General features: G+C 70.6%; 23 protein-coding genes. 6 read left to right on the forward strand and 17 right to left on the reverse strand.

The window, feature by feature from the left end; genetic code table 11:
* Positions 1-15: 15 nt before the first annotated feature.
* The 6 genes from K6753_RS11370 to K6753_RS11395 form a co-directional block, all read right to left on the reverse strand.
* The gene (locus K6753_RS11370; RefSeq protein ID WP_223676575.1) at positions 16-1,332 is read right to left on the reverse strand and encodes an ABC transporter permease; all 1,317 of its coding nucleotides are present in this window, start codon (positions 1,330-1,332) and stop codon (positions 16-18) included.
* Positions 1,333-1,354: 22 nt separating this feature from the next.
* Positions 1,355-2,512 (reverse strand): ABC transporter permease, encoded by a 1,158-nt coding sequence (locus K6753_RS11375; RefSeq protein WP_223676576.1) that lies wholly within the window; start codon positions 2,510-2,512, stop codon positions 1,355-1,357.
* A gap of 307 nt (positions 2,513-2,819) precedes the next feature.
* Positions 2,820-3,512, reverse strand: coding sequence for an ABC transporter ATP-binding protein (locus K6753_RS11380; protein WP_223676577.1), 693 nt, complete (start codon positions 3,510-3,512; stop codon positions 2,820-2,822).
* A 58-nt stretch (positions 3,513-3,570) separates the two neighbouring features.
* Positions 3,571-4,821: an efflux RND transporter periplasmic adaptor subunit gene (locus K6753_RS11385; RefSeq protein WP_223676578.1), complete on the reverse strand. Its 1,251-nt coding sequence runs from the start codon at positions 4,819-4,821 to the stop codon at positions 3,571-3,573.
* 96 nt (positions 4,822-4,917) lie between these two features.
* Complete coding sequence (locus tag K6753_RS11390; protein WP_223676579.1) at positions 4,918-5,235, reverse strand: winged helix-turn-helix domain-containing protein; 318 nt, start codon at positions 5,233-5,235, stop codon at positions 4,918-4,920.
* Positions 5,236-5,243: 8 nt separating this feature from the next.
* Positions 5,244-5,807 carry a hypothetical protein gene (locus tag K6753_RS11395; protein ID WP_223676580.1) on the reverse strand — a complete coding sequence of 188 codons (564 nt, stop codon included), beginning with the start codon at positions 5,805-5,807 and terminating at the stop codon, positions 5,244-5,246.
* Between the two features lie 186 nt (positions 5,808-5,993).
* Between K6753_RS11395 and K6753_RS11400 the strand changes: the two genes are divergently transcribed.
* On the forward strand, positions 5,994-6,629 hold the full coding sequence (locus K6753_RS11400; protein ID WP_223676581.1) for a DUF7010 family protein: 636 nt from the start codon (positions 5,994-5,996) through the stop codon (positions 6,627-6,629).
* 7 nt (positions 6,630-6,636) lie between these two features.
* On the opposite strand, the gene K6753_RS11405 is transcribed toward K6753_RS11400, so the two are convergent.
* From K6753_RS11405 to dsbD, 6 genes are all read right to left on the reverse strand, one after another.
* Positions 6,637-8,028 carry a leucyl aminopeptidase family protein gene (locus tag K6753_RS11405; protein WP_223676582.1) on the reverse strand — a complete coding sequence of 464 codons (1,392 nt, stop codon included), beginning with the start codon at positions 8,026-8,028 and terminating at the stop codon, positions 6,637-6,639.
* Entirely contained in the window at positions 8,025-8,741 is a 717-nt protein-coding gene (locus tag K6753_RS11410) for an HAD family hydrolase (RefSeq protein WP_223676583.1), read from the reverse strand. Before K6753_RS11410 ends, K6753_RS11405 begins: the two co-directional genes overlap by 4 nt.
* 62 nt (positions 8,742-8,803) lie before the next feature.
* Complete coding sequence (locus K6753_RS11415; protein ID WP_223676584.1) at positions 8,804-9,346, reverse strand: DsrE family protein; 543 nt, start codon at positions 9,344-9,346, stop codon at positions 8,804-8,806.
* Complete coding sequence (gene dsbG / locus K6753_RS11420) at positions 9,346-10,119, reverse strand: thiol:disulfide interchange protein DsbG (RefSeq protein ID WP_223676585.1); 774 nt, start codon at positions 10,117-10,119, stop codon at positions 9,346-9,348. Before dsbG ends, K6753_RS11415 begins: the two co-directional genes overlap by 1 nt.
* Positions 10,116-10,964, reverse strand: coding sequence for a TlpA disulfide reductase family protein (locus tag K6753_RS11425; protein ID WP_223676586.1), 849 nt, complete (start codon positions 10,962-10,964; stop codon positions 10,116-10,118). Before K6753_RS11425 ends, dsbG begins: the two co-directional genes overlap by 4 nt.
* Positions 10,961-12,976 (reverse strand): protein-disulfide reductase DsbD, encoded by a 2,016-nt coding sequence (gene dsbD / locus K6753_RS11430; RefSeq protein WP_223676587.1) that lies wholly within the window; start codon positions 12,974-12,976, stop codon positions 10,961-10,963. Before dsbD ends, K6753_RS11425 begins: the two co-directional genes overlap by 4 nt.
* Positions 12,977-13,109: 133 nt before the next feature.
* Between dsbD and K6753_RS11435 the strand changes: the two genes are divergently transcribed.
* Together K6753_RS11435 and K6753_RS11440 are read left to right on the forward strand one after the other, a co-directional pair.
* Positions 13,110-13,775 carry a response regulator gene (locus tag K6753_RS11435; RefSeq protein WP_223676588.1) on the forward strand — a complete coding sequence of 222 codons (666 nt, stop codon included), beginning with the start codon at positions 13,110-13,112 and terminating at the stop codon, positions 13,773-13,775.
* Entirely contained in the window at positions 13,772-15,100 is a 1,329-nt protein-coding gene (locus K6753_RS11440) for an ATP-binding protein (protein WP_223676589.1), read from the forward strand. The genes K6753_RS11435 and K6753_RS11440 overlap by 4 nt, the downstream gene beginning before the upstream one ends.
* A gap of 24 nt (positions 15,101-15,124) precedes the next feature.
* Here the strand turns inward: K6753_RS11440 and K6753_RS11445 are convergent, their stop codons facing one another.
* From K6753_RS11445 to K6753_RS11465, 5 genes are all read right to left on the reverse strand, one after another.
* The gene (locus tag K6753_RS11445) at positions 15,125-16,231 is read right to left on the reverse strand and encodes an AI-2E family transporter (RefSeq protein WP_223676590.1); all 1,107 of its coding nucleotides are present in this window, start codon (positions 16,229-16,231) and stop codon (positions 15,125-15,127) included.
* A complete protein-coding gene (locus K6753_RS11450) occupies positions 16,228-16,590 on the reverse strand; it encodes a hypothetical protein (protein ID WP_223676591.1) in 363 nt (120 codons plus the stop codon). The genes K6753_RS11445 and K6753_RS11450 overlap by 4 nt, the downstream gene beginning before the upstream one ends.
* 73 nt (positions 16,591-16,663) lie before the next feature.
* Positions 16,664-17,410: an NfeD family protein gene (locus K6753_RS14850; RefSeq protein WP_223676592.1), complete on the reverse strand. Its 747-nt coding sequence runs from the start codon at positions 17,408-17,410 to the stop codon at positions 16,664-16,666.
* Positions 17,411-17,466: 56 nt separating this feature from the next.
* The gene (locus K6753_RS11460; RefSeq protein WP_223676593.1) at positions 17,467-17,829 is read right to left on the reverse strand and encodes a hypothetical protein; all 363 of its coding nucleotides are present in this window, start codon (positions 17,827-17,829) and stop codon (positions 17,467-17,469) included.
* 64 nt (positions 17,830-17,893) lie between these two features.
* Entirely contained in the window at positions 17,894-19,342 is a 1,449-nt protein-coding gene (locus tag K6753_RS11465; protein WP_223676594.1) for a Do family serine endopeptidase, read from the reverse strand.
* Positions 19,343-19,920: 578 nt separating this feature from the next.
* Here K6753_RS11465 and K6753_RS11470 point away from each other — a divergent pair.
* From K6753_RS11470 to K6753_RS11480, 3 genes are all read left to right on the forward strand, one after another.
* A complete protein-coding gene (locus K6753_RS11470) occupies positions 19,921-22,071 on the forward strand; it encodes an adenosylcobalamin-dependent ribonucleoside-diphosphate reductase (protein WP_223676595.1) in 2,151 nt (716 codons plus the stop codon).
* A 226-nt stretch (positions 22,072-22,297) separates the two neighbouring features.
* The gene (locus K6753_RS11475) at positions 22,298-23,065 is read left to right on the forward strand and encodes a histone (protein ID WP_223676596.1); all 768 of its coding nucleotides are present in this window, start codon (positions 22,298-22,300) and stop codon (positions 23,063-23,065) included.
* A gap of 116 nt (positions 23,066-23,181) precedes the next feature.
* A complete protein-coding gene (locus tag K6753_RS11480) occupies positions 23,182-24,003 on the forward strand; it encodes a TSCPD domain-containing protein (protein WP_223676597.1) in 822 nt (273 codons plus the stop codon).
* Positions 24,004-24,084 lie beyond the last annotated feature (81 nt).

The following is a 24,084-nucleotide window of genomic DNA, read 5'->3' on the forward strand; positions in this document are numbered from 1 at the left end:
CCGCAGTGCGTCGGGTCAGGCCGCGCGCAACGCGTCGGTCACCGGCATGCGCGCCGCGCGCAGGGCGGGGAACAGGCCGCCGACCAGGCCGATGCCCAGCGCCCACTTCAGGCCGGTCCACAGCAGGTCGGGCGAGACCTGGAACTGGAACACCACCTGGCTGAAGTTCTGGCCCAGGGTGCTGACGCTGTAGCCGTTGAAGACGATCCACGCCAGCGCGGCGCCGAGCACGCCACCCAGCAGCGCCAGCAGCATCGTCTCCAGCATCACCGCCACCACCACCGGCAGGCCGCGGAAGCCGAGCGCGCGCATGGTCGCGATCTCGCGTGCACGTCCGGCCACCGCCGCGTACATGGTGTTGAGCGCGCCGAACACCGCGCCGATCGCCATGATCGTGCCGATCACCGTGCCCAGGATCTTGATCAGCTTGGTCAGGCCCTCGGACTGCTTGGCGTAGTAGTCGCGCGTGGTCTGCACGTCCAGCTTCAGGCGCGGGTCGGCGGCCAGCGCGGCCTTCAGGCGGGTGAAGCCGTCCTTGCCGTCCAGCCCGACCGTCACCGACTGGAACGAGGTGCGGTTGTAGGTCGACGCCAGCGTCTCGCCATCGGCCCACAGCTCCGAGTCGTGCGAGTCGCCGGAGGCGAACACGCCGACCACGGTCCAGTCCTGGTTGACCAGCTCGATGGTCCTGCCGACCTCAAGGCCTTCGAACTTCGACTGCGCCCCCTGGCCGACCACCAGCTCACGCAGGCCCGGCTCGAACGCGCGGCCTTCGACCACCTTCAGTTGCGGGCGCAGCGCCCAGCCTTCCGGGCCGACGCCACGCAATTGCGCGTTGGCATCCAGCCCGTCGCCCTTGCTGACCAGGTTGATCACCTGCGACAGCTCGGGCGAGACGCGCCCGCGCCCGTCATCGCCCCTGGCGATCCCGGCCAGGCTGCCGATCAGCGGCACCTGGTCGCGCGTGATCACCGAGTTGGTCTCGGCCTGGGAGCCGCCGCGCAGGATGATCGCGGAGCCGTCGCTGCCGGTCTGCTGCAGCGTGGCCTGGAAGCCTTCGCCCATCGCAAGCATTGCCACCAGCACGCCGACCACGCCGGCGATGCCGATCACGATCACGCTGGAGGCGCCCCAGCGCTGCGGCAGGCTGGCTAGGCCGACGCCGGCCACCGCCAGCGTCTGCCGGCCGCGCCGGGTCAGCACCAGCCACAGTGCCAGCAGCACCGCCACGCCAAGCACGGCCTGCCACGGCGCCATCATCCAGGCCACCAGGCCGGCGACCAGCGCCAGCAGGATGCCGAGGTTCACCAACCACTTCTTCAGGCGTTTCATCGCATCGGTCTCCGTGGTGGGTTCAGCGCCCGGCCAGGGCGTCGACGATATTCAGCCGCATCGCGCGCAGCGCCGGCAGCAGGCCGACCAGCACGCCGATCGCGGCCATCAGGGCCAGGCCGACACCCCAGGTCTGCCCGGGCACGCCCGGCAACTGGATCATCCCGCCGCTGGCCGCGCTCACCGCCGGCATGATCGCCGCGGCGATGCCCAGCCCGATCGCGCCGCCCAGCACCAGCAGCAGCACCGACTCGGCCAGCACCAGCACCAGCACGCTGCGGTTGGAGAAGCCGATCGTCTTGAGCACGGCCAGCTCCGGGATGCGCTCACGCACCGCCTGGGCCATGGTGTTGCCGGTCAGCAGCAGCAGGGTGAAGAACACCGCGCCCATGATGGCGGTGACGATCAGCCCGATGTCGGCGAACTGCTTGGCGAAGGCCTGGTTGAACGCCTGCTCGGTCTGGGTCTTGGTTTCGTGGTCGGAGTTCTCGCTCAGCGCGTCGATCGCGCGCGCCACGCGGGTCGCGTCGTTCACGTCGGCCAGCTTGACCATGTACCAGCCGACCTCGCCCTTGACGTAGTCGTTGGCCTCGTCGAAGTACTCCCAGTGGAACAGCAGCTGGTTTTCCTCGCCGCGGCGCTTGCTGTCGTCGATGGTGAAGATCGCACGCAGGTTGAGCGGCCAGGCGTTGTCGCCACCGCGCGGGAAGATCGTCGCCTGCAGCGGGATGGTGTCGCCGATCTTCCAGCCGTGGCGCTCGGCCAGCGCGCGACCCACCACCGCGCCGGTGCGGTCGGCCTGGAACGCGCGCATCTGGTCGGCGGGGATTTCGTACTCCGGGTACAGCTCGAAGTAGTCCGGGCCAACGGAGAAGTTGGGGAAGAAGTTCCTCGGGTCGCGGTAGATGCCGCCGAACCACGCCGCGTAGGAGACCTTCTCGACGCCGTCGACCGCCTCGATCTGCGACAGCAGCCGGTAGGGCAGCATCTGCGTGATCGACAGCCGCGAGGCCACCACCATGCGGTCGGCGCCGGCGACGCTGCCGCCGGAATTGAACGCCACGCGCACCGAGTCGAGCATCCCGAACAGCAGGAACGCGGCGACCACCGACAGCAGCGTCAGGAACGTGCGGGTCTTGCTGCGGAACAGCGCGGCCCAGATCAGGTGCAGGTATTTCATGTCTGCTTCCTTTGTTCTTTATTGCCTTTCCCTTTTCCCATTGGGAGAAGGAGCCCGGAGGGCGGATGAGGGTGCGGCGGAGCGGCGAACACCATGTCCGCGATGACTCTAATCAGCCCGCGTTGCTAATGCGTGCCTAGTTCGGCGCCTCGCTACTTGTGCTGAACCCTCTCCCCAACCCGTTGCTAGCCTCGTACCTCGGCAAGCAACCCCCAGCCACCGCGCCAGCGCGGTGGCGCTCACGAATGCGCGAACCAGTGGTTCGCAAACGCATTCGTTCGCCCCGGCAGGAGAGGGGCTATCCACCTCAATGCGCCAGCGCCGCGCCTTCCGCGGCAAGCGTGCCCTTGTCCAGGTGGATCGTCCGGTTGGCGTGGTCGGCGGCCTTCGGGTCGTGGGTCACCATCACGATGGTCTTGCCGTGGTCGCGGTTGAGGCTCTGCAGCAGCGCCAGGATCTCCTCGGCCGACTGCCGGTCGAGGTCGCCGGTGGGCTCGTCGCAGATCAGCAGGGTGGGGTCGGACACGATCGCGCGGGCGATCGCCACGCGCTGCTGCTGGCCGCCCGACAGCTCGTTGGGCCGGTGCTTGCCGCGGTCCTTCAAGCCGACCAGCTCCAGCGCGATCTCGGCGTTGCGCTTGCGCTTGGCGGCCGACAGCTTTGTCAGCAGCAGCGGCAGCTCGACGTTCTTCTGCGCGCTCAGCGTGGGCATCAGGTTGTAGAACTGGAACACGAAGCCGACGTGGTCGCTGCGCCACTGCGAGAGCTGGCCGGCGCTCATGCGGTCGATGCGCTGGCCCTCGATGTCGATCTCACCGCCCGACGGCGAGTCCAGCCCGCCGATGAGGTTGAGCAGCGTGGTCTTGCCCGAGCCCGACGGCCCCATCAGCGCGACGAAGTCGCCGTCGGGGATGTCCAGGTCGATGCCGTGCAGCACTTCGACCTTCTCCGGCCCGCGCTGGTAGGCCTTGGTGAGGTTGCGGATGGTGACCAGTGACATGGCGGTTCCCCGGTGTGGATGCGGTGGTGGGCGGTCAGCGGTACGACGTGGGCAGGGCTCAGGATTCGACATCGCCTTCGGCGACGCGGACCGCATCGCCGTCGGCCAGTTCCGCCGGCGGCTCGAGCACGACGGTATCGCCGCCCGACAGGCCTTCGGTGACTTCGCGGTCGTCCCCGAGCGTGCGGCCGACGGTGACCTCGCGCTGCTGCACGGTGTCGCCGTCGACCACGAAGGCGACCTGTGCGTCGCCGCGCGTGGCCAGCGCCGAGGCCGGCACCAGCACGCCGCGCGGGCGCTCCTGGTCCTGCTGCGGCGCGGCCTTCTCCAGGAAGCTGACGCGCACGCCCATGTCGGGGACGATGCGGTCGTCGCGTTCCAGCAGCGCGATGCGCACCTTGACGGTGGCCTTGCTGCGGTCGGCGGTGGGGATGATCGCGATCACCTCGCCGGGGATGCGCCAGTCCGGGTAGGCGTTGAGCGTGGCCTGCACCGGCATCTTCGGCTGCACGCGGCCGATGAAGGCCTCGCCGACGTCGACCTCGACTTCCAGCGAATCCATGTCGACGATCGTGCCGATGCCGGTGCGGGTGAAGCCGCCACCGGCCGACAGCGGCGACACGATCTCGCCGGGCTGCGCGGCCTTGGCCACGACCACGCCGGCGAACGGCGCGCGCACCACGGTGTTGTCGACGCCCTGGTCGGCGATGCGCAACTGGTCGCCGGCGACCTGCGCGTTGCGCTGCACGGTGGCCAGCTGCGCGCGCAGGGCATCGCGCTGCGCCACCGCCTGGTCGTACTGCGCCTGCGACACCAGCTGGCCGTCGACCAGTTCGCCCAGGCGGGTGGCATTGGCTTCGGCCTCGCGCAGTTGCGCGCGGGTGCCGGCGATCTGGCTGCGCGCGGCGGCCAGTTGCGATGCCGCCAGGTCGCGCTGGACGCCGGCGTCGACCGGGTCGAGCGTCGCCATCACCTGGCCGGCCTCGACGCGCTGGCCTTCCTCGATCAGCACTTCGCGCACCTTGCCGGTGATCTTGGCCGACACCGTCGCCATGCGCCGTGCGACGACGTAGCCGGTGGCATCGAGCACCGACGCGTTCGCGCCGCCGCTGCCACCGATGGCGACCACCTGCGCGGTGCGCACCTCCGGCGTGGCATTGCGGCCGAAGGCCAGCCACGCCACGAGCGCGGCGAGCAGCACGACCGCCGCGATGGCCAGGCCGATCCACAATCCCTTGCGCGAGTCGCGCGGCGGCGGGGCGCTGCGGTCGATGCGCAGCTGCTTGAGCAGGTCAGCCGAATCGTTCATGCCGGTCCATGACGTGAGAAAGCGCGGAGTGTGACCCCATCGGCGCGGCGGTTCCAACCTGCCGGTCGTCACTTTCGCCGCCATCGTGCCGCACCATCAGGCCTGCGCGCTGGCGATGACCGCCTGCAGCGCCTTGAGGTGGCGGTCCACCGCCTTGCGTCCCGCGGCGGTCAGCCGGTACCACGTCACCGGCTTGCGCTCGACGAAGTCGCGTCGCAGCGCGATGTAGCCGGCATCCTCGAGTTTGCGCAGTTGAGAACCCAGGTTGCCGTCGGTCAGCTGCAACTGCTGCTTGAACGCGGCGAAGCTGATCTCGCCATGGCGCGCCAGCAGCACGCCGATCGCCAGGCGCACGCGGTGTTCGAGCACGGGGTCGAGCGCGTCGAGCGGATTGGCGGGACTGGCGGTGGCCATGTCGGCGCTCAGGCCGCGTGGCGGGCGGCGCGCACGGCGGAAAGCCCCGCCCATGCCAGCGACACGCCGATGGCCAGGCCGGTGATCGTCCATGTGTAGGGCAGGGCGAACACCGTCAGCACGACGTACGCGGCCAGCATCACCAGGCCGCTCCACAGCAGCGGGCGTTCCAGGTGCACGCCGGCCAATGTGTACACCAGGCCGGCGACCAGCAGGAAGTTTCCGACGGCCAGCTCGATCGGTGCGCCGCGCAGCATCGGCAGCCAGCAGACCAGGAAGCCGATGCCGCCCACCAGCCAGTGCAGGCCGTGGCGTCGGCCGTCGGCGGTGTCGTTGATGCCGCTGCGGCGCGCATCGCGCACCGCCAGCCACCAGCTCAGCAGGCCGCCGCCGATGCCGGCGACCAGCCAGTACGGCCCGGCGATACCGGGCGCGAGGTCGGGCAGGGCGAAGCCCACGGGCACCAGCACGGCCCACAGGAAGTAGATCGCGGGGACGCCCAGCGATGTGTCGTGCCGGCGCACGGCGGCGACGACGTAGTCCAGGTCCTGCTGCAGGCGGTCGGGGCTCATGGCGGTGTCTCGAAGGTGGCGTGGCGTGTCGTCGCGGGTGTCGTCGTGCTTTTCCCGATGGACGGTCTGGCATCCGTCGGTGATGTGAGAGTACTCTGAAATCCAGAGTGTGCAAGTGCATCCCACCGGCATCGGCCGGTCCGCAGACGGGCGGTTCCCGTCGTGCCTTCCTTCGAGGATCCCGCCATGTCCCGTTCCATTCCCGCCCCGTTGCCAACGCCGGGCACCGTCTTAGTCGCCGACGACCTGTCCGCGCAGCGCGAGGCCTTCGCCCGCCGCCGCTTCCTCGCCATGCCGCTGGCCGGCGCGCTGGCCTGGACGGCGGTGGGCATCGGGGGTGCGGTGCTGCCGCTGGCGGCCGCGGTCTGGGTGCTCTTCATCGCCACCGGCTCCATCGCCTACCTTGGCATCGGCCTGTCGCGATTCACCGGCGAGCACTTCATGGACCGCAGCCGGCCACGCAATCCGTTCGACGCGCTGTTCTTCTCGACCGTGGCCATGGCGCTGCTGGTGTACGCCATCGCCATCCCGTTCTTCATGGTCGAGCCGACGTCTCTGCCCCTGAGCGTCGGCATCCTGAGCGGCCTGATGTGGCTGCCGACGGCCTGGCTGATGCGTCACTGGATCGGCGCGTTCCATGCCATCGCCCGCACCGTGCTGGTGCTGGCCGCGTGGCTGGCGTGGCCGGAGGCGCGCTTCGTCGCGGTGCCGGCAGTGATCGTGGCGATCTACGCCGTCACGATCGTCGTGCTGGAGCGGCGCTGGCGGCGGATGGGCGAGGAAAGCGTCGGCGCGCCGCAGGTCGCGGTGGCCGGAGGCTGACGCGGCTTCAGACCCCGAACCGCGCCCGCAGCATCGCGTACGCCGAACGCAGCCCCTGCGCCTCGCCGCCGACCGGGCGGCCCGGTCGGTCGCTTTCGTTCCACGAGAACACGTCCAGGTGCGCCCACGGCATGCCCGCGGGCACGAAGCGCTCCAGGTACAGCGCGGCGCTGATCGAGCCGGCCATCTTCGACGGGCCGCCGTTGGCCAGATCGGCAATCTGGCTGGTGAGGTAGCGCAGGTACGGGCGCCAGAGCGGCATGCGCCAGACCGGGTCGCGCTCGGTGCCGCCGGCGTCCAGCCACTGCTGCGCCAGCGCGTCGTCGTTGCAGTACAGCGCCGGCAAGTCCGGGCCCAGCGCGATGCGCGCCGCGCCGGTGAGCGTGGCGAAGTCGAGGATCATCGCCGGCTGCAGCTCGCCCGCGAAGGTCAGCGCATCGCACAGCACCACGCGGCCTTCGGCGTCGGTGTTGTCGATCTCGATGCTCAGCCCCTGGCGCGTGGCGATGACCTCCCCGGGGCGGAACGCATTGGGACCGATCGCGTTCTCGACCGCCGGCACCAGCAGCGTGACGCGCAGCGGCAGCTTGCGCGCCATGATCCATTCGGCCAGCGCGATGGCGTGCGCGGCGCCGCCCATGTCCTTCTTCATCCAGCGCATGCCGTCGGCCGGCTTGAGGTCCAGGCCGCCGGTGTCGAAGCACACACCCTTGCCGACGATCGCCACGTGCGGGTGCGACGCATCGCCCCACGCCAGCGAGATCAGCCGCGGCGCCCGGTGGCTGGCGCGGCCGACGGCGTGGATCGCGGGGAAGTTCTCGGTCAACAGGTCTTCGCCGCTGACGACCTTGATCGTGGCGCCATGGCGCTCGGCGATCTCGCAGGCGACCTGCTCGAGCTGGTCCGGGCCCATGTGCTCGGTCGGCGTGTTGACCAGGTCGCGCACGCGCACGCAGGCAGCCAGCGTGTCGCCCAGCGATCCGTCGCCCGCATCCACGGCCAGTTGCGCGGGCTTGCGCGCCGGCTTCTTGTAGCGGTCGAAGCGGTACGCACCCAGGCCCCAGCCCAGCTCCAGTGCCTGGCGCTGCGGTTTGTCGATGTCGCCGGTCACGGCCCAGGCGCGCGCCGGCAACGACATCGGCACGTGGCCGTAGCCGGCCGGGTCGAGCGGGTCGCCGATGCCGACCACCGCGCCGGCGATGCCGCCCTCGCCATCGGCCAGCGTCATCACCGTGCCGGGCGATCCATCGAACCCCTGCGCCTGCACCCAGCCGGACACGACCGTCGGCTGCGCGTCTCGCCACGCGGGCAGCGATGCCCGGTCCACCAGGTGCAGCGGCAGGGCGTCGTTCGCATCGGCGGCGGCGATGAAGCAGGCGGGCAGCGGGGAGGTGCTCATGGTCGGGTCGTTTCCGGAGTGCGTGCCGTCTCCAGCCAATCGGCCAGCGCGGCAAGGGTGGGGAACTGCAGGTCGGGCTCGAGCTGCCGGTGCGGCCACTCGCGCTCTTCGCGGTTGATCCAGCAGCTGCGCAGGCCGGCGCGGTGCGCGCCGACCACGTCCATCTCGACGTCGTCGCCCACGTGCAGGACGGTGGCGGGCACGCAGTCCAGCCGCGCGCACGCGGCGTGGAAGATGCTGGCATCGGGCTTGGCCACGCCGTGCTCGCGCGCGCCCAGCTGGAACTCGAACAGGTGCATCAGCCCGATCGTGCGCAGGCAGGCGTTGCCGTTGCTGAGCGCGGCCAGTGGCACGTGCGCGGCCATGCGCTCCAGCGCGTCGACGCTGTCGGGGTAGTGCTCGACCGCGCAGCGCGCCGCGAAGAAGGCATCGAACGCCGGGTCCACCAGTGCCACGTCGTCACCGGCCTCGCGGAACATCTGTTCGAGTGCCAGGCGACGCAGCTGGGTGAAGTCGTGCGACAGGTCGGGCCGCTCGGTGCCCATGCGCTCGCGCAGCTCGCGCGAGGCCGACACCGGCCAGCGCTCGGCCGTGCGCGGCGCGTGTTCGCGCAGCCAGGCCGCCAGCGCATCCTCGGCGCGCACGATCACCGGCGCGATCGGCCAGATCGTGTCGTCGAGGTCCAGCGTGATGGCATGTACGGGGAAACTCACCGCGCCATTCTAGCGGCCCGGGGGACGAGGCCCTGTCTACAGAAAGCAGGGCGCACGCGTGCTCACGGCGCCAGCAAGTAACCTTCGGCCAGCAGCGCCTCGCGCCTTACCAGCGCGGCCAGGACGGTGCGGATCCTCGGGTCGAACTCCGCGGCGGCGAACCCCTTCCGATGCGCGGCCTGGCCGCACACTTCGATCCGCACGCCCGCCGACAGCAGGGCGTCCACCAGGGCCGCATTGGGATTGGCGACGCCGAACCGCCGTTCATGCGCGCCCGCCTGCAGCGCCAGTGCCGTCGCCCCGCCACGCAGCAGGACGACCACGTCCACGCGGCCGTCGGGCACGCCCGCCAGCGCATAGAGGTTGAGCAGGCGCGCCACCGACTCCAGGCCGGGATCGATGCCCGGACCCGCCGCCGCATGCAGGTCGAACAGCACCCGGCGCGTGCGGCCGGGTTCCGGCGCGGGGTGCGTGCCGCGGTCGATGACGCCGCCGGCGCCGGCGATGCGCGGGAACTGCAGCGCCCCTTCAGGCTGTGCCCACGCCGGTGGCGCGAGCAGCAGCGCCGCCGCAAGGGCCACGCTGGCGAGCAGCGCGGCCCGCATCAGCGCGGCCCCATCACGGTGTCAAGGTCGTCGCCCTGCGGCATCCCGCTGCGACGCTGGACGTTGCCGTCTTCGTCGCGGAACACCAGCGCGGGCGTGCCACCGAAGCCAAGCTCCATCATCATCCGTTCGTTGGCGTCCAGCGTGCGACGGACCTCGGCCGGCACTTCGGCCGCGGGCGCGATGCCGCCGCTGGCATAGGCACGCTCGTTTCGCGCCATCGCCTCGGCCGGGTCGGGGGCGCTCAGGATGGCGGCGACCTTCGCGGCGCTGTCGGCCTTGATCACGCCGACCATCACGTGGCGCAGCTGAACCTGGCCGCTCTCGACCCACGGCCGCGCGGCATGCCAGAAGCGGTTGCAGAACGGGCAGTTCGGGTCGCTGAAGGCGTACACCACGCGAGGCGCGTCCTCGCGGCCGTCGCGCACCCACTGGCTGGCCTCCAGGCGGGCCCAGGCGCGCTCGCCCATGGGTTTGGCGACGAGGTCCTGCAACCGCTGCGTGTCCAGCTCCTGGCCGTCGGCACCCACGCGCGTGCCGACGATGGCCGCGCCGCTGGCGGTGACGTACACGGCGACCGGCTGTTGGCCGGCCACGCCGGCGAACCCGCGCAGGCCGTCGCCGGCATCGAACTCCTTGACGATTTCCAGGCCGCGCCCCTGCAGGGCCTCCAGCACGGGCGGGCGGTCGCCGCTGTCGGCGCGGCTGCAGGCGGCGGTAAGCAGTGCGATGGCGCCCACGGCGAGGGCGGGAACGAGGGTGCGTCGGATCATTCGTGGGACTCCGGGGGAGGGGAGGAAAGGGTGGCGACGGCACCGAAGCGGCGCCGCAGCGTGTCGGCCAGGCTGGCGCGGGTCAGTTCACCCATGTGGGCGTCGACCAAGCGCCCGTCGGCGTCGAAGAACAGCGTGGTGGGCAGGCCACGGCTGCCGAAGGCGCGCATCGTGGCCGAGTGCGGGTCGAGCAGGACGTGGTCGAGCGCCAGCCCTTCCTCCGCCAGGAAGTCGCGCACCGTCTGCGCTGCCTCACCCTGGTTGGGCAGTACGAATCGCATCCCCGGGTAGGCGGCCTGCGCCTCGGCCAGTGCCGGCATCTCCCGCCGGCAGGGCGGGCACCACGTGGCCCACAGGTTCACCACCACCGGGGCACCGGTGAAGCCGTCGAGTCGTGCGGGTGTTCCGTCGAGGGTCGTGAGCTGCGTCGCCGGTAATGGCGGCGCGGAGCGATGCATCAGCTCCACTACGCCGGTGCCGGCCAGCCAGACCGCGACGCCCGCAGCCACGCCAAGCAGGGCCGGACGCCGCAGCGGCTGCAGCCGGCGCGTTCGCCAGGCGACGAACGCAAGCGCCGCCGGCAGGCCGGCCCACCAGGCAAAGCCGCCGTCGCCGATCGCAGCGATGGACCATGGCGCGGTGGCGTACTGCGGCCACCAGCGCACCACGTACGCGGCGCGTGCCACGAGCAGTCCGATAAACACTGCGTCCACCAGCAGCGCGCCGACGGCGCGCGTCGGCGCGTCGGGCTGGCGGCGCGCGGACAGGCGAGCGGTGGCGTATCCGGCCAGCGCCGCGAGCAGCGCCACCACCACCGCGATGGAGAACGGCCCCACGCCGGTCATGGCACGCCTGCCGCATCGAGCCGCGCCAGGAAACCGGCCGCATCGACCTCGCCCACGCTGCGCTGGACGCGCCGCTCCCGGCCGTCGGGGCCCACCAGCACCAGCGTCGGCGGGCCGAGCACCTGCCAGTGCGCGAGCAGCGCCTGGTCGGTCGCATCGTTGCCGGTCACGTCGGGGCGGACCACCTGCATCGCAGCCAGGCGTGCGGCCACCACGGGATGGCCGAAGACCTCGCGCTCGATCACGTGGCAGGACACGCACCAGTCGGCGTAGAAATCGATCAGCGTCCAGCGGCCCGCCTCCGAGGCCTCGGCGATGCGCGCATCCACGTCGGCGATGGACTTCGCGTTGACGTAGGCAGGCGCGGTCGAGGGCGCGGTCGCACGCGCCTGCCCGAAGCCCTGCAGCGGGTGCAGTGCCGAGTCACCGCCGGCCGCCGCCCCGACCAGCATCAGGGTCGACCACAGCCCCGCCAGCAGGCCCGTGAAGCGCACGGCCACGGCGCGTTGCCCGCTGACCGCGCCGCCCCGGCCCCAGGCGAGCAGGGCGACCGCGATGGCCAGCAGCCACGCGCCCCACAGCATCAGACCCACGGTGCCGGACATGAAGCGCACCAGCATCAGGACCGCCATCGCGACCATCACGAAGCCGAAGACGATGCGCACGCGGTCCATCCACGGGCCGGGTGCCGGCAGCACCCGGGCGCCGAACACCGCGATCAGCACCAGCGGCACGCCCATGCCCAGGCCCAGCGCGAACAGCGCAAGCCCGCCGACGAGCGCACTGCCGGTCTGGCCGATGTACAGCAGCGCGCCCGCCAGCGGTGCGGTCATGCAGGGGCCCACCAGCAACGCCGACAACAGGCCGAGCATGGCCGCGCCCATCAGGCTCCCGCCCGCGCGGCCGTGGCCCGCAGTCGCCAGGCGGTTGGCCACGGCACTGGGCAAGCGCAGCTCGAACGCGCCGAACAGCGACGCCGCCAACAGCAGGAACAGCGCGGCGAACAGGCCCAGCAGCCACGGCGACTGCAGCGCCGCCTGCAGGTTGGCGCCGGCCAGGCCCGCCGCCACGCCGACGCCGGCATAGGTGGTCGCCATCGCCAGGACGTACGCCGCCGACAGCGCTACTGCCCGGCGCGGCGTGGCGTTGCTGCCCACCACCAGCCCGGAGACGATCGGCACCATCGGCAACGTGCAAGGTGTGAATGCCAGCAGCAGCCCGAAGCCGAAGAACAGCAGCATCCCGGCCACCGGACCCAGCGCGGCCAGGCGATCGGCCGCGTGCTGGTCCTCGGCCAATGCCGTGGAGGCCGGTGGCTGCGCGGGTCGCGCCGCTGCCGGAAGCGCCGGGGTCGTTGCCGGCGGGGCGGCCGCGCGCGCCCGGGGTTCACCGTCACCGGAGGGAATGCCCGGCTCGTGGTCCGCATCACCGGAACGGTCGGTGGTGGCGGTGGCGCCCCGGCTGACTGCGACCGGATTGCCGACGAAGTCCGCACGGGGCAGATCGCGATCCGACACGGTCGCCGGCGTGGCCGCCGCACGCCCGTCGCTTTCCTGCGCGGTGTCGCGCGCGCTGCCGGCCACGGGCAGCGTGAGGGCAACGGTCTGCGGCGGGTAGCAGATGCCCGCCTCGGCGCAACCCTGCCACTTCAACTGCAGCGGGCCTTCGACATTGGAGGGGAAGCTCAGGCGCAACGAGTCGCCCTCGTAGACCTCGGTGTCGCCGAAGAACTCGTCTTTGCGCGGCGTGCCGGCCGGCGACTGCAACGCGACACTCGCGCCGTCGCCATCGACCAGCGCAAGCGCGTGCCGGTACAGATAGTGCGCGCCGGCGATGCGGCCCTCGACAACCCACCGCGTGCCCTCGCGCCGCGGCGCGCCGGGCACGAACACCTCTTCGGGCGGCAGGAATGCGGTCGCGGCGGGCGACTGCCACGGCGCAAGGCCCGTGCCGGCCCACGCGGCGGAGGCGAGTACTACGGACAGCAGCAGGAAGGCCCATCGGTGGCGCAAGGCGGCGGCTCGGTTGCAGACAGTGGCGCGCACCTTCGCCCATTCCGCTTAAGTGGAACTTAAGTGCGCCGGGGCTGGCTTCGGGACCGGCCAGCGACTAGCGTGGGCGCCCCTTGAGCGGAGTTCGCAAGCGATGCGCGTGCTGGTCGTCGAAGACGATGCACTGATCGCCGAAGGCGTGGTCGCCGGCCTCGCGGCGCAGGGTTTCGACGCGCGTTGCGTGCGCGATGGCGCATCGGCGCAGGCCGCTTGCGTGGACGAGGATTTCGATGCGCTGGTGCTCGACCTCGGGTTGCCCGATACCGACGGCCTGGCGTTGCTGGCGGCATTGCGTGCGCAGGGTGTCGCGATGCCGGTGGTAGTGCTGACCGCGCGTGACGCGATCGAGCATCGGCTGGCCGGCCTGCACGGTGGCGCGGACGATTACCTCGTCAAACCCTTCGACCTGCGCGAACTCGCGGCGCGGCTGCATGCGGTGGTACGGCGTTCCCGCGGCCGTGCCGTCCCGCAGATCCAGGCCGGTCCGCTGCGAATCGAGCCGCACAGCGGCCTCGCGTGGCTCGACGGCGACCCGGTTGCGCTGTCGCGCCGCGAGATCGACGTGCTGGTGCACTTGGCCGATGCGCGTGGGCGCTGGGTTGCTCCGGAGGTGCTGCATGAGCGCCTGTATGGACTGGACAGCGATGTCGGCAGCAATGCGCTCAACGTCCACATCCACAACATCCGCAGGAAGCTCGGCACCGATGCGATCCGGAGCGAGCGCGGGCTCGGCTACCGGCTGGGCTGGGAGGCCGCATGAGCCTGCGCCTGCGCGTGGTGCTGATCGCCGGGCTGGCGCTGGCGCTGGTGTGGGGCGCGGCCGCGGCGTGGCTGGCACACGACATCCATCGCAACCTCGACCGCACGCTCGACGAGCGCCTGGCGATGTCCGCGCGCATGGTGTCGGGGCTGCTGCAGCGCGCCGCGCTGCAACCGGGTGCGTCCTCGCCCGCACTTGAGGGTGCGGTCAGCGTGGGCGGCGGGCAGGGCATCGCCTGCCAGATCCGCAGCCTGCGTGGCGAGATCCTGGCCGTATCGGGCGATCCCACGCTGGCGGCACGGGCCGCGCCCCCGCCCGGGTTCGCCGACGTTGAAACCGGCGGCGCGCTGTGGCGCACGTACACGCTGCACGTCGACGACTTCGTGGTCACCACCGCCGACCGCGTGGACGAACGCGACGCGCTGGTGCGCGGCATCGTGGTGGCGGCCGGCATGCCGGTGCTGCTGGCCGTGCTGGGAGGCCTGGTCGCGCTGTGGATCGGCATCGGGCGTGGTCTGGCACCGCTGGATGCATTGCGCCGCCAGCTGCAGACCCGCGCGGCCGATTCCACCGACCCGGTCGAAGCGCGCGGTGCGCCTGCCGAGTTGCAGCCACTGCTGTCGGCCTTGAACGGGCTGCTGGAGCGGCTGTCGCTGGCGCTGGCTCAGCAACGCGCGTTCACCGATGCCGCCGCGCACGAACTGCGCACCCCGCTCACCGGCATCGACACCCACCTGCAGCTGGCGCGGTTGTCCGGCGCGGATGCACGCGACGGGGCACTCGACCGCGCCGGCAGCGGCGTCGCGCGCCTGCGCCGCACGCTTGACCAGCTGCTGGCGCTGGCGCGCGCGGAGGTGGCACCGGCGGTCGACGATCCCTGTCCGTCGGTGCTGGCTGCGGTGCGCGATGCAATCGGCAGTGGAGCGGACGCTGCGAACGGCCGGGTGGCATGTGCATTCGTCGGCCAGGACCACGCATCGCCGATGCCCCATTCGATGCTGGTCACCGCCGTGCGCAATTTGCTGGACAACGCGCTACGCCATGCGCCCGGGGACAGCACCGTCGAGGTGGCGGTCGAGTGCGCCGTAGGCGAGGCCGCGTGCGTCATCCGCGTGGCCGACCGCGGGCCGGGGCTGACGGCCGAGGAGATGGCGCGCGTCGGCCAGCGATTCTGGCGCGGCGACCGCGGACGCCCGGACGGCGCCGGCGCGGGGCTGGGGATCTCGATCGTGAGGGCGATCGCCGCGCGCCATGGTGGCGAACTGCAGTTGCGCGCGCGCGAGGGCGGCGGGCTGGTCGCGGTGCTGCGGGTGCCGGCCGCCTGAGTCCGGGCGGAGGCGACGCGTGCGTCACTCCATCAACGTCGCCCAGCCTTCCAGGCCTTCGATGCGGGACAGCACGATCTTCATGCACACCAGCAGCGGGACGGCCAGCAGCAGGCCGACGATGCCCCACATCCAGCCGAACAGCATCAGCGCCAGGATCAGGATCAGCGGCGAGATGCGCATGCGCCGGCCGAGGATCACGGGCGTGAGGATCTGCCCCTCCAGCGTGTGCAGCACCAGGTAGATACCGGCCGGCAGCAGCGACATCCACAGCTCGTCGAAGGCCACGAAGCCCATCACCAGCATCATCAGGATGCCGATCAGCGGGCCCACGTACGGCGCGAAGTTCAGCAGCGCGGCCATCGTTCCCCACAGCAGCGCCTCCTGCAGCGGCACCTTCAGCAGGAACAGGATGCCGGCAAACACCATGCCGACCGCCATGTTGATCACGGTGATGGTCAGCACGTAGCGCGAGATCTCGACCTCGATCGAATGCATGATCTCCACGGTCAGGCGCTTCTGCTGGCGGTTGGGCAGCAGCGCGATGGCTTTGCGCTGCAACTGCTCGCCGAACACCATGAAGAACAGCGTCAGCAGCACCACCGCCAGTACCGAGGCGATCATCATCGGGGTGGCGGTCAGCGCGGCGTACGGGTCGTCGACCTGGGTGCGTACCACCTGCACGGGCTTGCCCTTGTCCTCGCCACTGGCGACGCGGGCGATGTTCTCGGCCGCGTCGCTGGCGTCGTCCACCGGCTTGGTCAGCTCGCGCAGCTTGGGCACGATCTCGCCCATCGCGCGTGGCGCCTGGCGCACCCATTCGGCGGCCGGTTCGATTAGCTGGTAGCCCAGCGCACCGGCGGCGGCCAGCCCGCCCACCACCAGCAACAGCGCACCGAGCACGGTGGGGATGTACGCGCGGCGTAGCGCCCGGATGATCGGGTTGCCAATCAGCGCGAAGAACATCGCCAGCAGGATGGGCAGCAGCACTTCCTGTGCGGCCCACATCGTGTAGCCCACCGCCAGCACCGCCAGCACGATGACGGCCGTGGAGGCACGTCGGCGCGGGGGGCGCGGCGGTGCTTCCGGAACGGTCGGGGCGTCGGGCGACCCCGGCAGCGATGCGGTCATGGCGGGCCGTCCACCGACACGCCGGAGCCGGGCGCCTGGGTGGCGGCCATGTCGGTGGCGGCATCGGCCGCGTGTTCGGCCTCGGTCGAGGCCTGCTTGGCGTTCTGGCTGGCCATCATCGTCGACACCAGCGAGATCACCCGCAGGATGCCGACGCCGTCGGAGCTGCCGCCGCCGCGCGACTGGCCGCGGCCGGACAGGAATCCGGTCAGCAGCCCGGCCACGACGATGCGGCCCGGGGACCACGTCAGCCGCCAGGAGCGCTTGAGCTGGCGCATGTCGGCGCTGTACTGGCGCTCGCGCGCCTCCAGTGCCATCTCGGCCTGCTCCACCTTGCGCAGCAGCTTGTCGAAACTCATCGGGGCAGGATCCAGGTCGGTGTACGGCGAGGTGTATGCGTGGGCGTGGTGCGTGCGCGGTGGACGCGGTGGCTCAGGGCGGGGTCAGGTCGACGCCCAGCTTGTCCTTGAGCGTCTTCTTGCCGTTCTCTTCCTTCGACTGCTCGGCCGCCTCGCGCGAGGACTGCACGTCGCCGGCCCGCGGGGTGAAGTCGGCCAGTTCGCCGATTCCCAGCCGCGCCAGCTGCCGGCGCGTGGCCTGCATCCGGGTGTGGTCGAAGTAGCGCATCGCCTGCCAGCCGGCGAACCACGTCACCGCGATGCTCAGCACCGCCGTGATCAGCAGCGACGCCGACCACGGCAGGCCCACCTGCAGGTTGAGGAACACGATCAGCGCCGCCATCAGCAGCAGCCACGCGGTGCCGCCGAAGGCGATGGCCATGCCGGTGAACGCAAGCGTCCGGCCCATCGCGCTGCGCGCCAGCGAGAAATCCGCCGACACCAGCGTTCGCAACGCGCGTGCCGCGTCGCCCGCCGCGCCCAGCCCGGCACGCCCGGCCTCGCCCAGCTGGCGCAGCGACTCGACGACGTCGGGCTGCGGCTGGTCGGGGTCGGGCGTGGAGGCGATGCGCTCGGCTTCCTCGGCGATGCGCTCGGCCTGCTCGCGGCTCAGGCGCTCGCGTGCGTCCTGCGCCGCATCCTGCGCACGGGCCAGCGTCTCTGCGTCGGCCTGTTCGCGGGCATGCCGGTCGATCGCCTCGCGCGCGGCCGCCGACAGGTGGTCGGCGGGTGCGCCGTACTCGTCGCGCGGCTGGTCACCGTGTGGACGGCGTGGCGTCACCGGCACCTCCGGTCATCACGTGGCGGCGCGCGCCTGTTGGACGACGGCAGCGTCACTCAGCGGTCGCCGCTGCGGGCCAGCTTGGCGATGATGAAACCGGCCGCGAAGGCCACGCCGAACGAGGCTAGCGGGCGCTCGCGCACCAGCTCGGCGGCCGAGTCGATCAGGTCCATGCCCTTTTCCATCAGCACGTCGACCTGCTCGCGGGCGGCGCCGCCGGCGTTCTCGGCCGCGGCGATGCCGGCCAGTGCACTGTCGGCCAGGTCGGCCTTGACGCTGGCCTTGCCCAGCTTGAGCTCCTCACCGGCCGCGCCGGCCGCACCCTTGAGTGCGTGGCCGGCATCGACGGCGGCCTGCTTGAGGTTGGTTCCGGCTTCACCGAGGTTGCTCTTGACGGCATCGGTCGAGGTGGGGGACATGGACGGCTCTCCTGCGATTCGGGTGTGGGGTGGCGGCCGGCCCGCGGGATCTCCGCGGGTGGGATCACTGCATCTGCAGCACCCCCTGGCGACTGCCGCGCATGATGCGCAGCACCAACTGTGCGGGAGCCTGTGTGAAGCCGGCGCGGAAGCCGGGCAGGTCGTCGAACTCCCCGGCGCTGGACGCGACGATCACGTCGTTGGCCGCCAGGCCGCTGCGCGCCGCCCTGGAGCCGGGTTCCACCGCCTCCACCCACACCCCGGCCACGCGCCCGGACTGGCGCAGCCGCTCGGGCAGTTCGGCAATGGTGGCGCCGGCCAGGCGCGGGTCGATCTGCGCACCAGCCACGGTCCGGGGCTGCTCGCGCAGGGTGGCGTTCAGCTGCAGCGGACGGCCCTCGCGGCGCACCTCCAGCGCGATGGCGCTGCCTACCGGTTGCAGGCCTTCGAAGTTGCGCAGCGCCGCCGCATCGTCGATGCGCTGGCCGTTGGCCGACACGATCACGTCGCCGCGCTGCACGCCCGCCTGCGCCGCGGCCGAGCCCTCATACACGCGCGTCACCACCGCGCCGCGCGCATCGCCCAGCTCCAGCGCCTGCGCCAGCCGCGCGTCCACCGTCTGGGTGTCCAGCCCCAGCGTGCCGCGGCGCACCTCGCCGGTGGCGATCAGCTGGGTCATCACCTCGCGCGCCAAGCGGGTGGGGATGGCGAAGCTAAGGCCGATGTTGCCGGCCATCGACCCGCGCGGGTTGAAGCTGGCGGTGTTGATGCCAACCAGTTGCCCGGCCAGGTTGACCAGCGCGCCACCGGAGTTGCCCGGGTTGATCGACGCATCGGTCTGGATGAAGTCCTGGTAGCCCAGCCCGCGGATGCCCGAGCGCCCCACCGCCGACACGATGCCGCTGGTCACCGTCTGGCTCAGCCCGAACGGGTTGCCCACCGCCACCACGAAGTCGCCGACGCGCAAGGCTTCGGAGTCGGCCAGCGGCAGCGCCTGCAGGTTGTCCGCCTCGATGCGCATCACCGCGATGTCGGTGTCCGGGTCGGAGCCGACGAACTCGGCCGGCAGCGTGCGCCCGTCGCTGAGCGTCACCGACACTTCGTCGGCGTTCTCGATGACGTGGTGGTTGGTCAGCACGTAGCCGTTGGCCGCATCCACCACCACGCCCGAGCCGAGCGATTCATTGATGCGCTCCTGCGGCACGTTGGGGAACAGCCGGCGGAACATCGGGTCGTTGGCGAACGGGTTGCGGATCTGCACCACCTGCTTGGTGTGCACGCTGACCACCGCCGGCGTCACCCGCGCCAGCATCGGCGCCAGCGACGGCATCGGCTGGCCGTCCACCGCGTTGGGCAGTGCGCCCACCACGGGCGCGGCGATGGCGGCCGGGGACGCATTCGCAGGAGCGTGCAGGGCGTCGCGCACGGCGGTGGCGGCGAAACCACCGAACGCGGCGGCCAGTGACAGGGCGAGCAGGGTCCGGGTCGCGGAAGGCAGGTTCGATGCAGACATGGGTCTCTCGTTGGAAACGCTGGATGCAGTGTCGACGTGCGCACTATCGCAGGGGCGCCGCCGGCCGTTCAGTTTCGGCCACGCCGGGTAAATCCCTTATGAAAGCGGCCGATCAGTGCGCCGCGGCTACGGTAGCCCGGCCGCGGTGGCGCACGAAACGCCCGTCGAGCGTGCACCGCCGGCGCCCGGATGTCGCCACCCGGTGGTCATGGCGCGGGGTGTGCGCTGCGTCGAAAAAACCGTTGACAGCCCCCCGACCCGGGCGTAGTTTGGCCCTTCGTCTCGGACACAACATCTTGTGTCCATGGATCGGAAGCGGCCCAAGCTGAAGGGTTTTCCCAACAGTTTGAAGGCTTTCCGGGCGATGGCAGTCACGAACGTCAGGTGCCACCGGGGAAGTGGCGCGGCACGGGGGCAGACAGGGCCACAGGCGAAACGACAATACCGATTCCACGCGACGCGCCAGCGCGGCGCGGGCATGCGCATCGCGCGTGCCGCGGGCGGGCGACACAACTAGAAGACAGAACAACCAGGCCCGGCGCGCAGCCGACCGGGCCCCAACGGGAGACAGGACAAGCATGAGCACGGTGCGCCTCGAGGCGGTCAAGAAGGCAGTGGACAGGGACATCGCTTTGCAGCCCGCGTCCCTGGATATCTGGGACAAGAAGTACCGCCTGAAGACCAAGACCGGCGAAGCCGTGGACGCGGACATCGACGCCACCTACCGCCGCGTCGCCAAGGCCCTGTCCGAAGCCGAGCCCACCGCCGAGCTGCAGCAGTACTGGATGGAGCGCTTCACCTGGGCGCTGCGCCGCGGTGCGATCCCCGCCGGCCGCATCACCTCCAACGCCGGCGCGCTGGCGCACAAGCCCGCCACGTCCACGATCAACTGCACCGTCAGCGGCACCATCGAGGACTCGATGGACGGCATCCTGGACAAGGTCCACGAGGCCGGCCTGACGCTGAAGGCCGGCTGCGGCATCGGCTACGAATTCAGCACGCTGCGCCCGCGCGGCGCGTTCGTCGCCGGCGCCGGCGCGTACACGTCCGGCCCGATGTCCTTCATGGATATCTACGACAAGATGTGTTTCACCGTGTCCTCGGCCGGTGGCCGCCGCGGCGCGCAGATGGGCACGTTCGACGTCAGCCACCCGGACGTGAAGGACTTCATCCGCGCCAAGCGCGAGGACGGCCGCCTGCGCCAGTTCAACCTGTCGCTGCTGATCACCGACGGCTTCATGGAGGCGGTCAAGACCGACGCCGACTGGCCGCTGGTGTTCCCGATCCACACCAAGGAGCGCGGCGACCTCGACCTGGAGAACGCCGAGCAGCTGGTCTGGCGCGAGTGGCCGACGCACCGCAACTACATCGTGCGCGACGACGGCCTGGTGGCCTGCAAGATCTACGGCCACATCCGTGCCCGCCACCTGTGGGACATGATCATGGTCTCGACGTACGACTACGCCGAGCCGGGCTTCATCCTGATCGACCGCGTCAACGAGATGAACAACAACTGGTGGTGCGAGACCATCCGCGCCACCAACCCGTGCGGCGAGCAGCCGCTGCCGCCGTACGGCGCGTGCCTGCTGGGCTCGGTCAACCTCACCAAGTTCGTGCGCAACGCCTTCACCGACAAGGCCGAGTTCGACTGGGACGAGTACAAGGAAGTCGTGCGCGTGTTCACCCGCATGCTCGACAACGTGGTGGAGGTCAACGGCCTGCCGCTGGAGCAGCAGCGCGCCGAGATCCTGCGCAAGCGCCGCCACGGCATGGGCTTCCTGGGCCTGGGCAGCACGCTGACCATGCTGCGCATGAAGTACGGCGAGGCCGAGTCCTGCGAGTTCACCGAGCGCATCGCCCGCGAGATGGCGATCGCCGGCTGGGAAACCGGCCTGGCGCTGGCGAAGGAAAAGGGCCCCGCGCCGATCATGGACGAGGACTTCGACGTCACCGCCGAGATGCTGCGCAAGCGCCCGGAGATGAAGAAGGACGGCTGGAAGATCGGCCAGACCATCAAGGGCCGCGTGCTGCACGCCAAATATTCGCGCTACATGCAGCGCGTGGCCGAAGCCGCGCCGGAGCTGGCCGCCGAGCTGGCCGAGACCGGCGCGCGCTTCACCCACCACAGCTCGATCGCGCCGACCGGCACCATCAGCCTGTCGCTGGCCAACAACGCGTCCAACGGCATCGAGCCGTCCTTCGCGCACCACTACAGCCGCAACGTGATCCGCGAAGGCAAGAAGTCCAAGGAAAAGGTCGACGTCTTCTCCTTCGAGCTGCTGGCCTACCGCGAGCTGGTCAACTCCAAGGCGATGCCGTTCTCCGATGACGCCGCCGCCAAGCTCCCCGACTACTTCATCAGCGCCGACGACATCACCCCCAAGGCGCACGTGGACGTGCAGGCCGCAGCCCAGAAGTGGGTCGACAGCTCCATCTCCAAGACCGCCAACGTCCCGACGGACTACCCGTACGAGGACTTCAAGGACATCTACACCTACGCCCACGCGCAGGGCCTGAAGGGCTGCACCACGTTCCGCTTCAACCCGGCCGCCTTCCAGGGCGTGCTGGTCAAGGAAGCGGACCTGGAGAACACCACCTACCGCTTCGAGCTCGATGACGGCCAGGTGGTGGAGGTCAAGGGCAACGAGCAGATCGAATACGACGGCGAGATGCACACCGCCGCCAACCTGTTCGACGCGCTCAAGGAAGGCTATTACGGCAAGTTCTGACCGGTGCCGCGCCGCGCGCGGCGCACCACGGCGGGGACGGGCTTGCCGTCCCGCGCCGACCCTGGCCGGGGTCGGCGTTACTCCCAACGGCCCGTGCGGCAAGGGTTGCAGGCGGTCGATGTCGTTATCGATTCACTGTGTTTTGCGCACGAAGCAGGTATAGCATCGCTCCGTGGAAACAACCTCCACTATTGCAACGCCACTTAATACGCCCGCAGGAGGGCACATGAGCAACGGCAATGGAGTGACGGCGTCCCTGTCTCAGGCCGCCGAGAACGTCAAAGAAACCGCCATCAACGTGGGCGGCGTCATCGCCAGCACCGCAGAAGGTGCGGTGAAGTCGGCGCAGAAGACCGCGAAGAACGCACGCAAGGCTGCCAAGAAGGCGGTCAGCACCGCCAAGAAGAAGCTGGCCGCCGCCAGCGCGAACGCCAAGAAGGAAGCCGGCACCCTCAAGCGCAAGACCGCCGCCAAGAAGGCATCGACCGCCAAGAAGGCTTCGGCCAAGAAGGGCGTCGCCACCCGCAAGGCCGGCACGGTGAAGAAGGCCACGAAGAAGGCGACCAAGAAGGCGACCAAGAAGGCCGCCACGTCCGCGCGCAAGTCGACCGCCAAGGCCGCCAAGAAGACGGCCGCGGCGAAGAAGACCGCCGTGCGCAAGACGGCCGGCAAGAAGGCCGCCGCCACCCGCGCCAAGAAGGCCGCCACGCGCTCGACCGCCGCCAAGAAGGCCGCGGCCACCCGCGCGCGCAAGGCCCCGGCCAAGAAGGCTGCAACGAAGAAGACCGCGACCCGCAAGACTGCAAGCAAGAAGACCGCAAGCAAGAAGGTCGCCAGCAAGAAAGCCGTGAGCAAGAAGGCGCCGGCCCGCAAGGTCGCCGCCAAGAAGGCCGCACCGCGCAAGACCGCCGCCAAGGCACCGGTCCGCAAGGCCGCCGCCAAGCGTCCGGCCGCACGCAAGACCGCGCGCAAGTCGGCCTCGGCCACGCGCTGATCCGACACCCGTGACACCCGCCCTCCCCGCATGCCGGGGAGGGCGGCCCGGGTCGGCCCCGGACCGCAGCACGCACCACCACACCGCATCGCACTACCGCATCAGGAGCAGGGCCGATGGCCGTCAAGATCGACAAGAAAATCAAGGGCTACAGCGTCGTCACCCCGGAAGAGCGCGCCAAGCAGGCAGCCCACGCCGAGGCCGTGACCCGCCAGGCCGCCGAAGCCGCCCAGCCCTCGGCCAACGTCATCCAGATGCACGAGAAGATCGAGCGCCCCGAGGTGCTGATCGGCTCCACCTACAAGATCAAGTCGCCGCTGTTCGAGCACGCGCTGTACGTGACCATCAACGACATCGTGCTCAACGCCGGCAGCGAACACGAGCACCGCCGCCCGTTCGAGATCTTCATCAACTCCAAGAACATGGACCACTTCCAGTGGATCGTGGCCCTGACGCGCATCATGTCCGCGGTGTTCCGCAAGGGCGGCGACGTCACCTTCCTGGTCGACGAGATGAAAGCCGTATTCGACCCCAAGGGCGGCTACTTCAAGGCCGGCGGCGTCTACATGCCGTCCCTGGTCGCCGAGCTGGGCAGCATCGTCGAAGACCACCTCAAGTCCATCGGCCTGATGCACGACCCGGAAATGAGCGACGCCCAGCGCGCGCTGATCGCCGAAAAGCGCGCCGCGTTCGCCGCGCTCGACTCAAAAAAAAACTCTGACGTAGGCGTGCCGGCCGGCGACGACGCCAGCGGCGAACTGTTCCCCGAACCCAAGGTCCGCCCCGACGCCCGCCGCGAGGACGTGGAAGTCACCGGCGACGGCGGCGTCGCCTTCCCGCCCAGCGCCACCATGTGCCACAAGTGCAGCACCAAGGCGGTGGTGGTGATGGATGGGTGTGCTACTTGCTTGAATTGTGGGTATTCGAAGTGTGGTTGAGCCCTCGGTAAGAAGAGGGCGAAAAACAGCCGAGGGTCCAGCGCGGAGCGGCCGCACGCAAGATGCAGCGAAGCGAGGGGC

Source organism: Novilysobacter selenitireducens (genome assembly GCF_020026895.1).
In the GTDB taxonomy this organism is placed as follows: Bacteria; Pseudomonadota; Gammaproteobacteria; order Xanthomonadales; family Xanthomonadaceae; genus Lysobacter_C; species Lysobacter_C selenitireducens.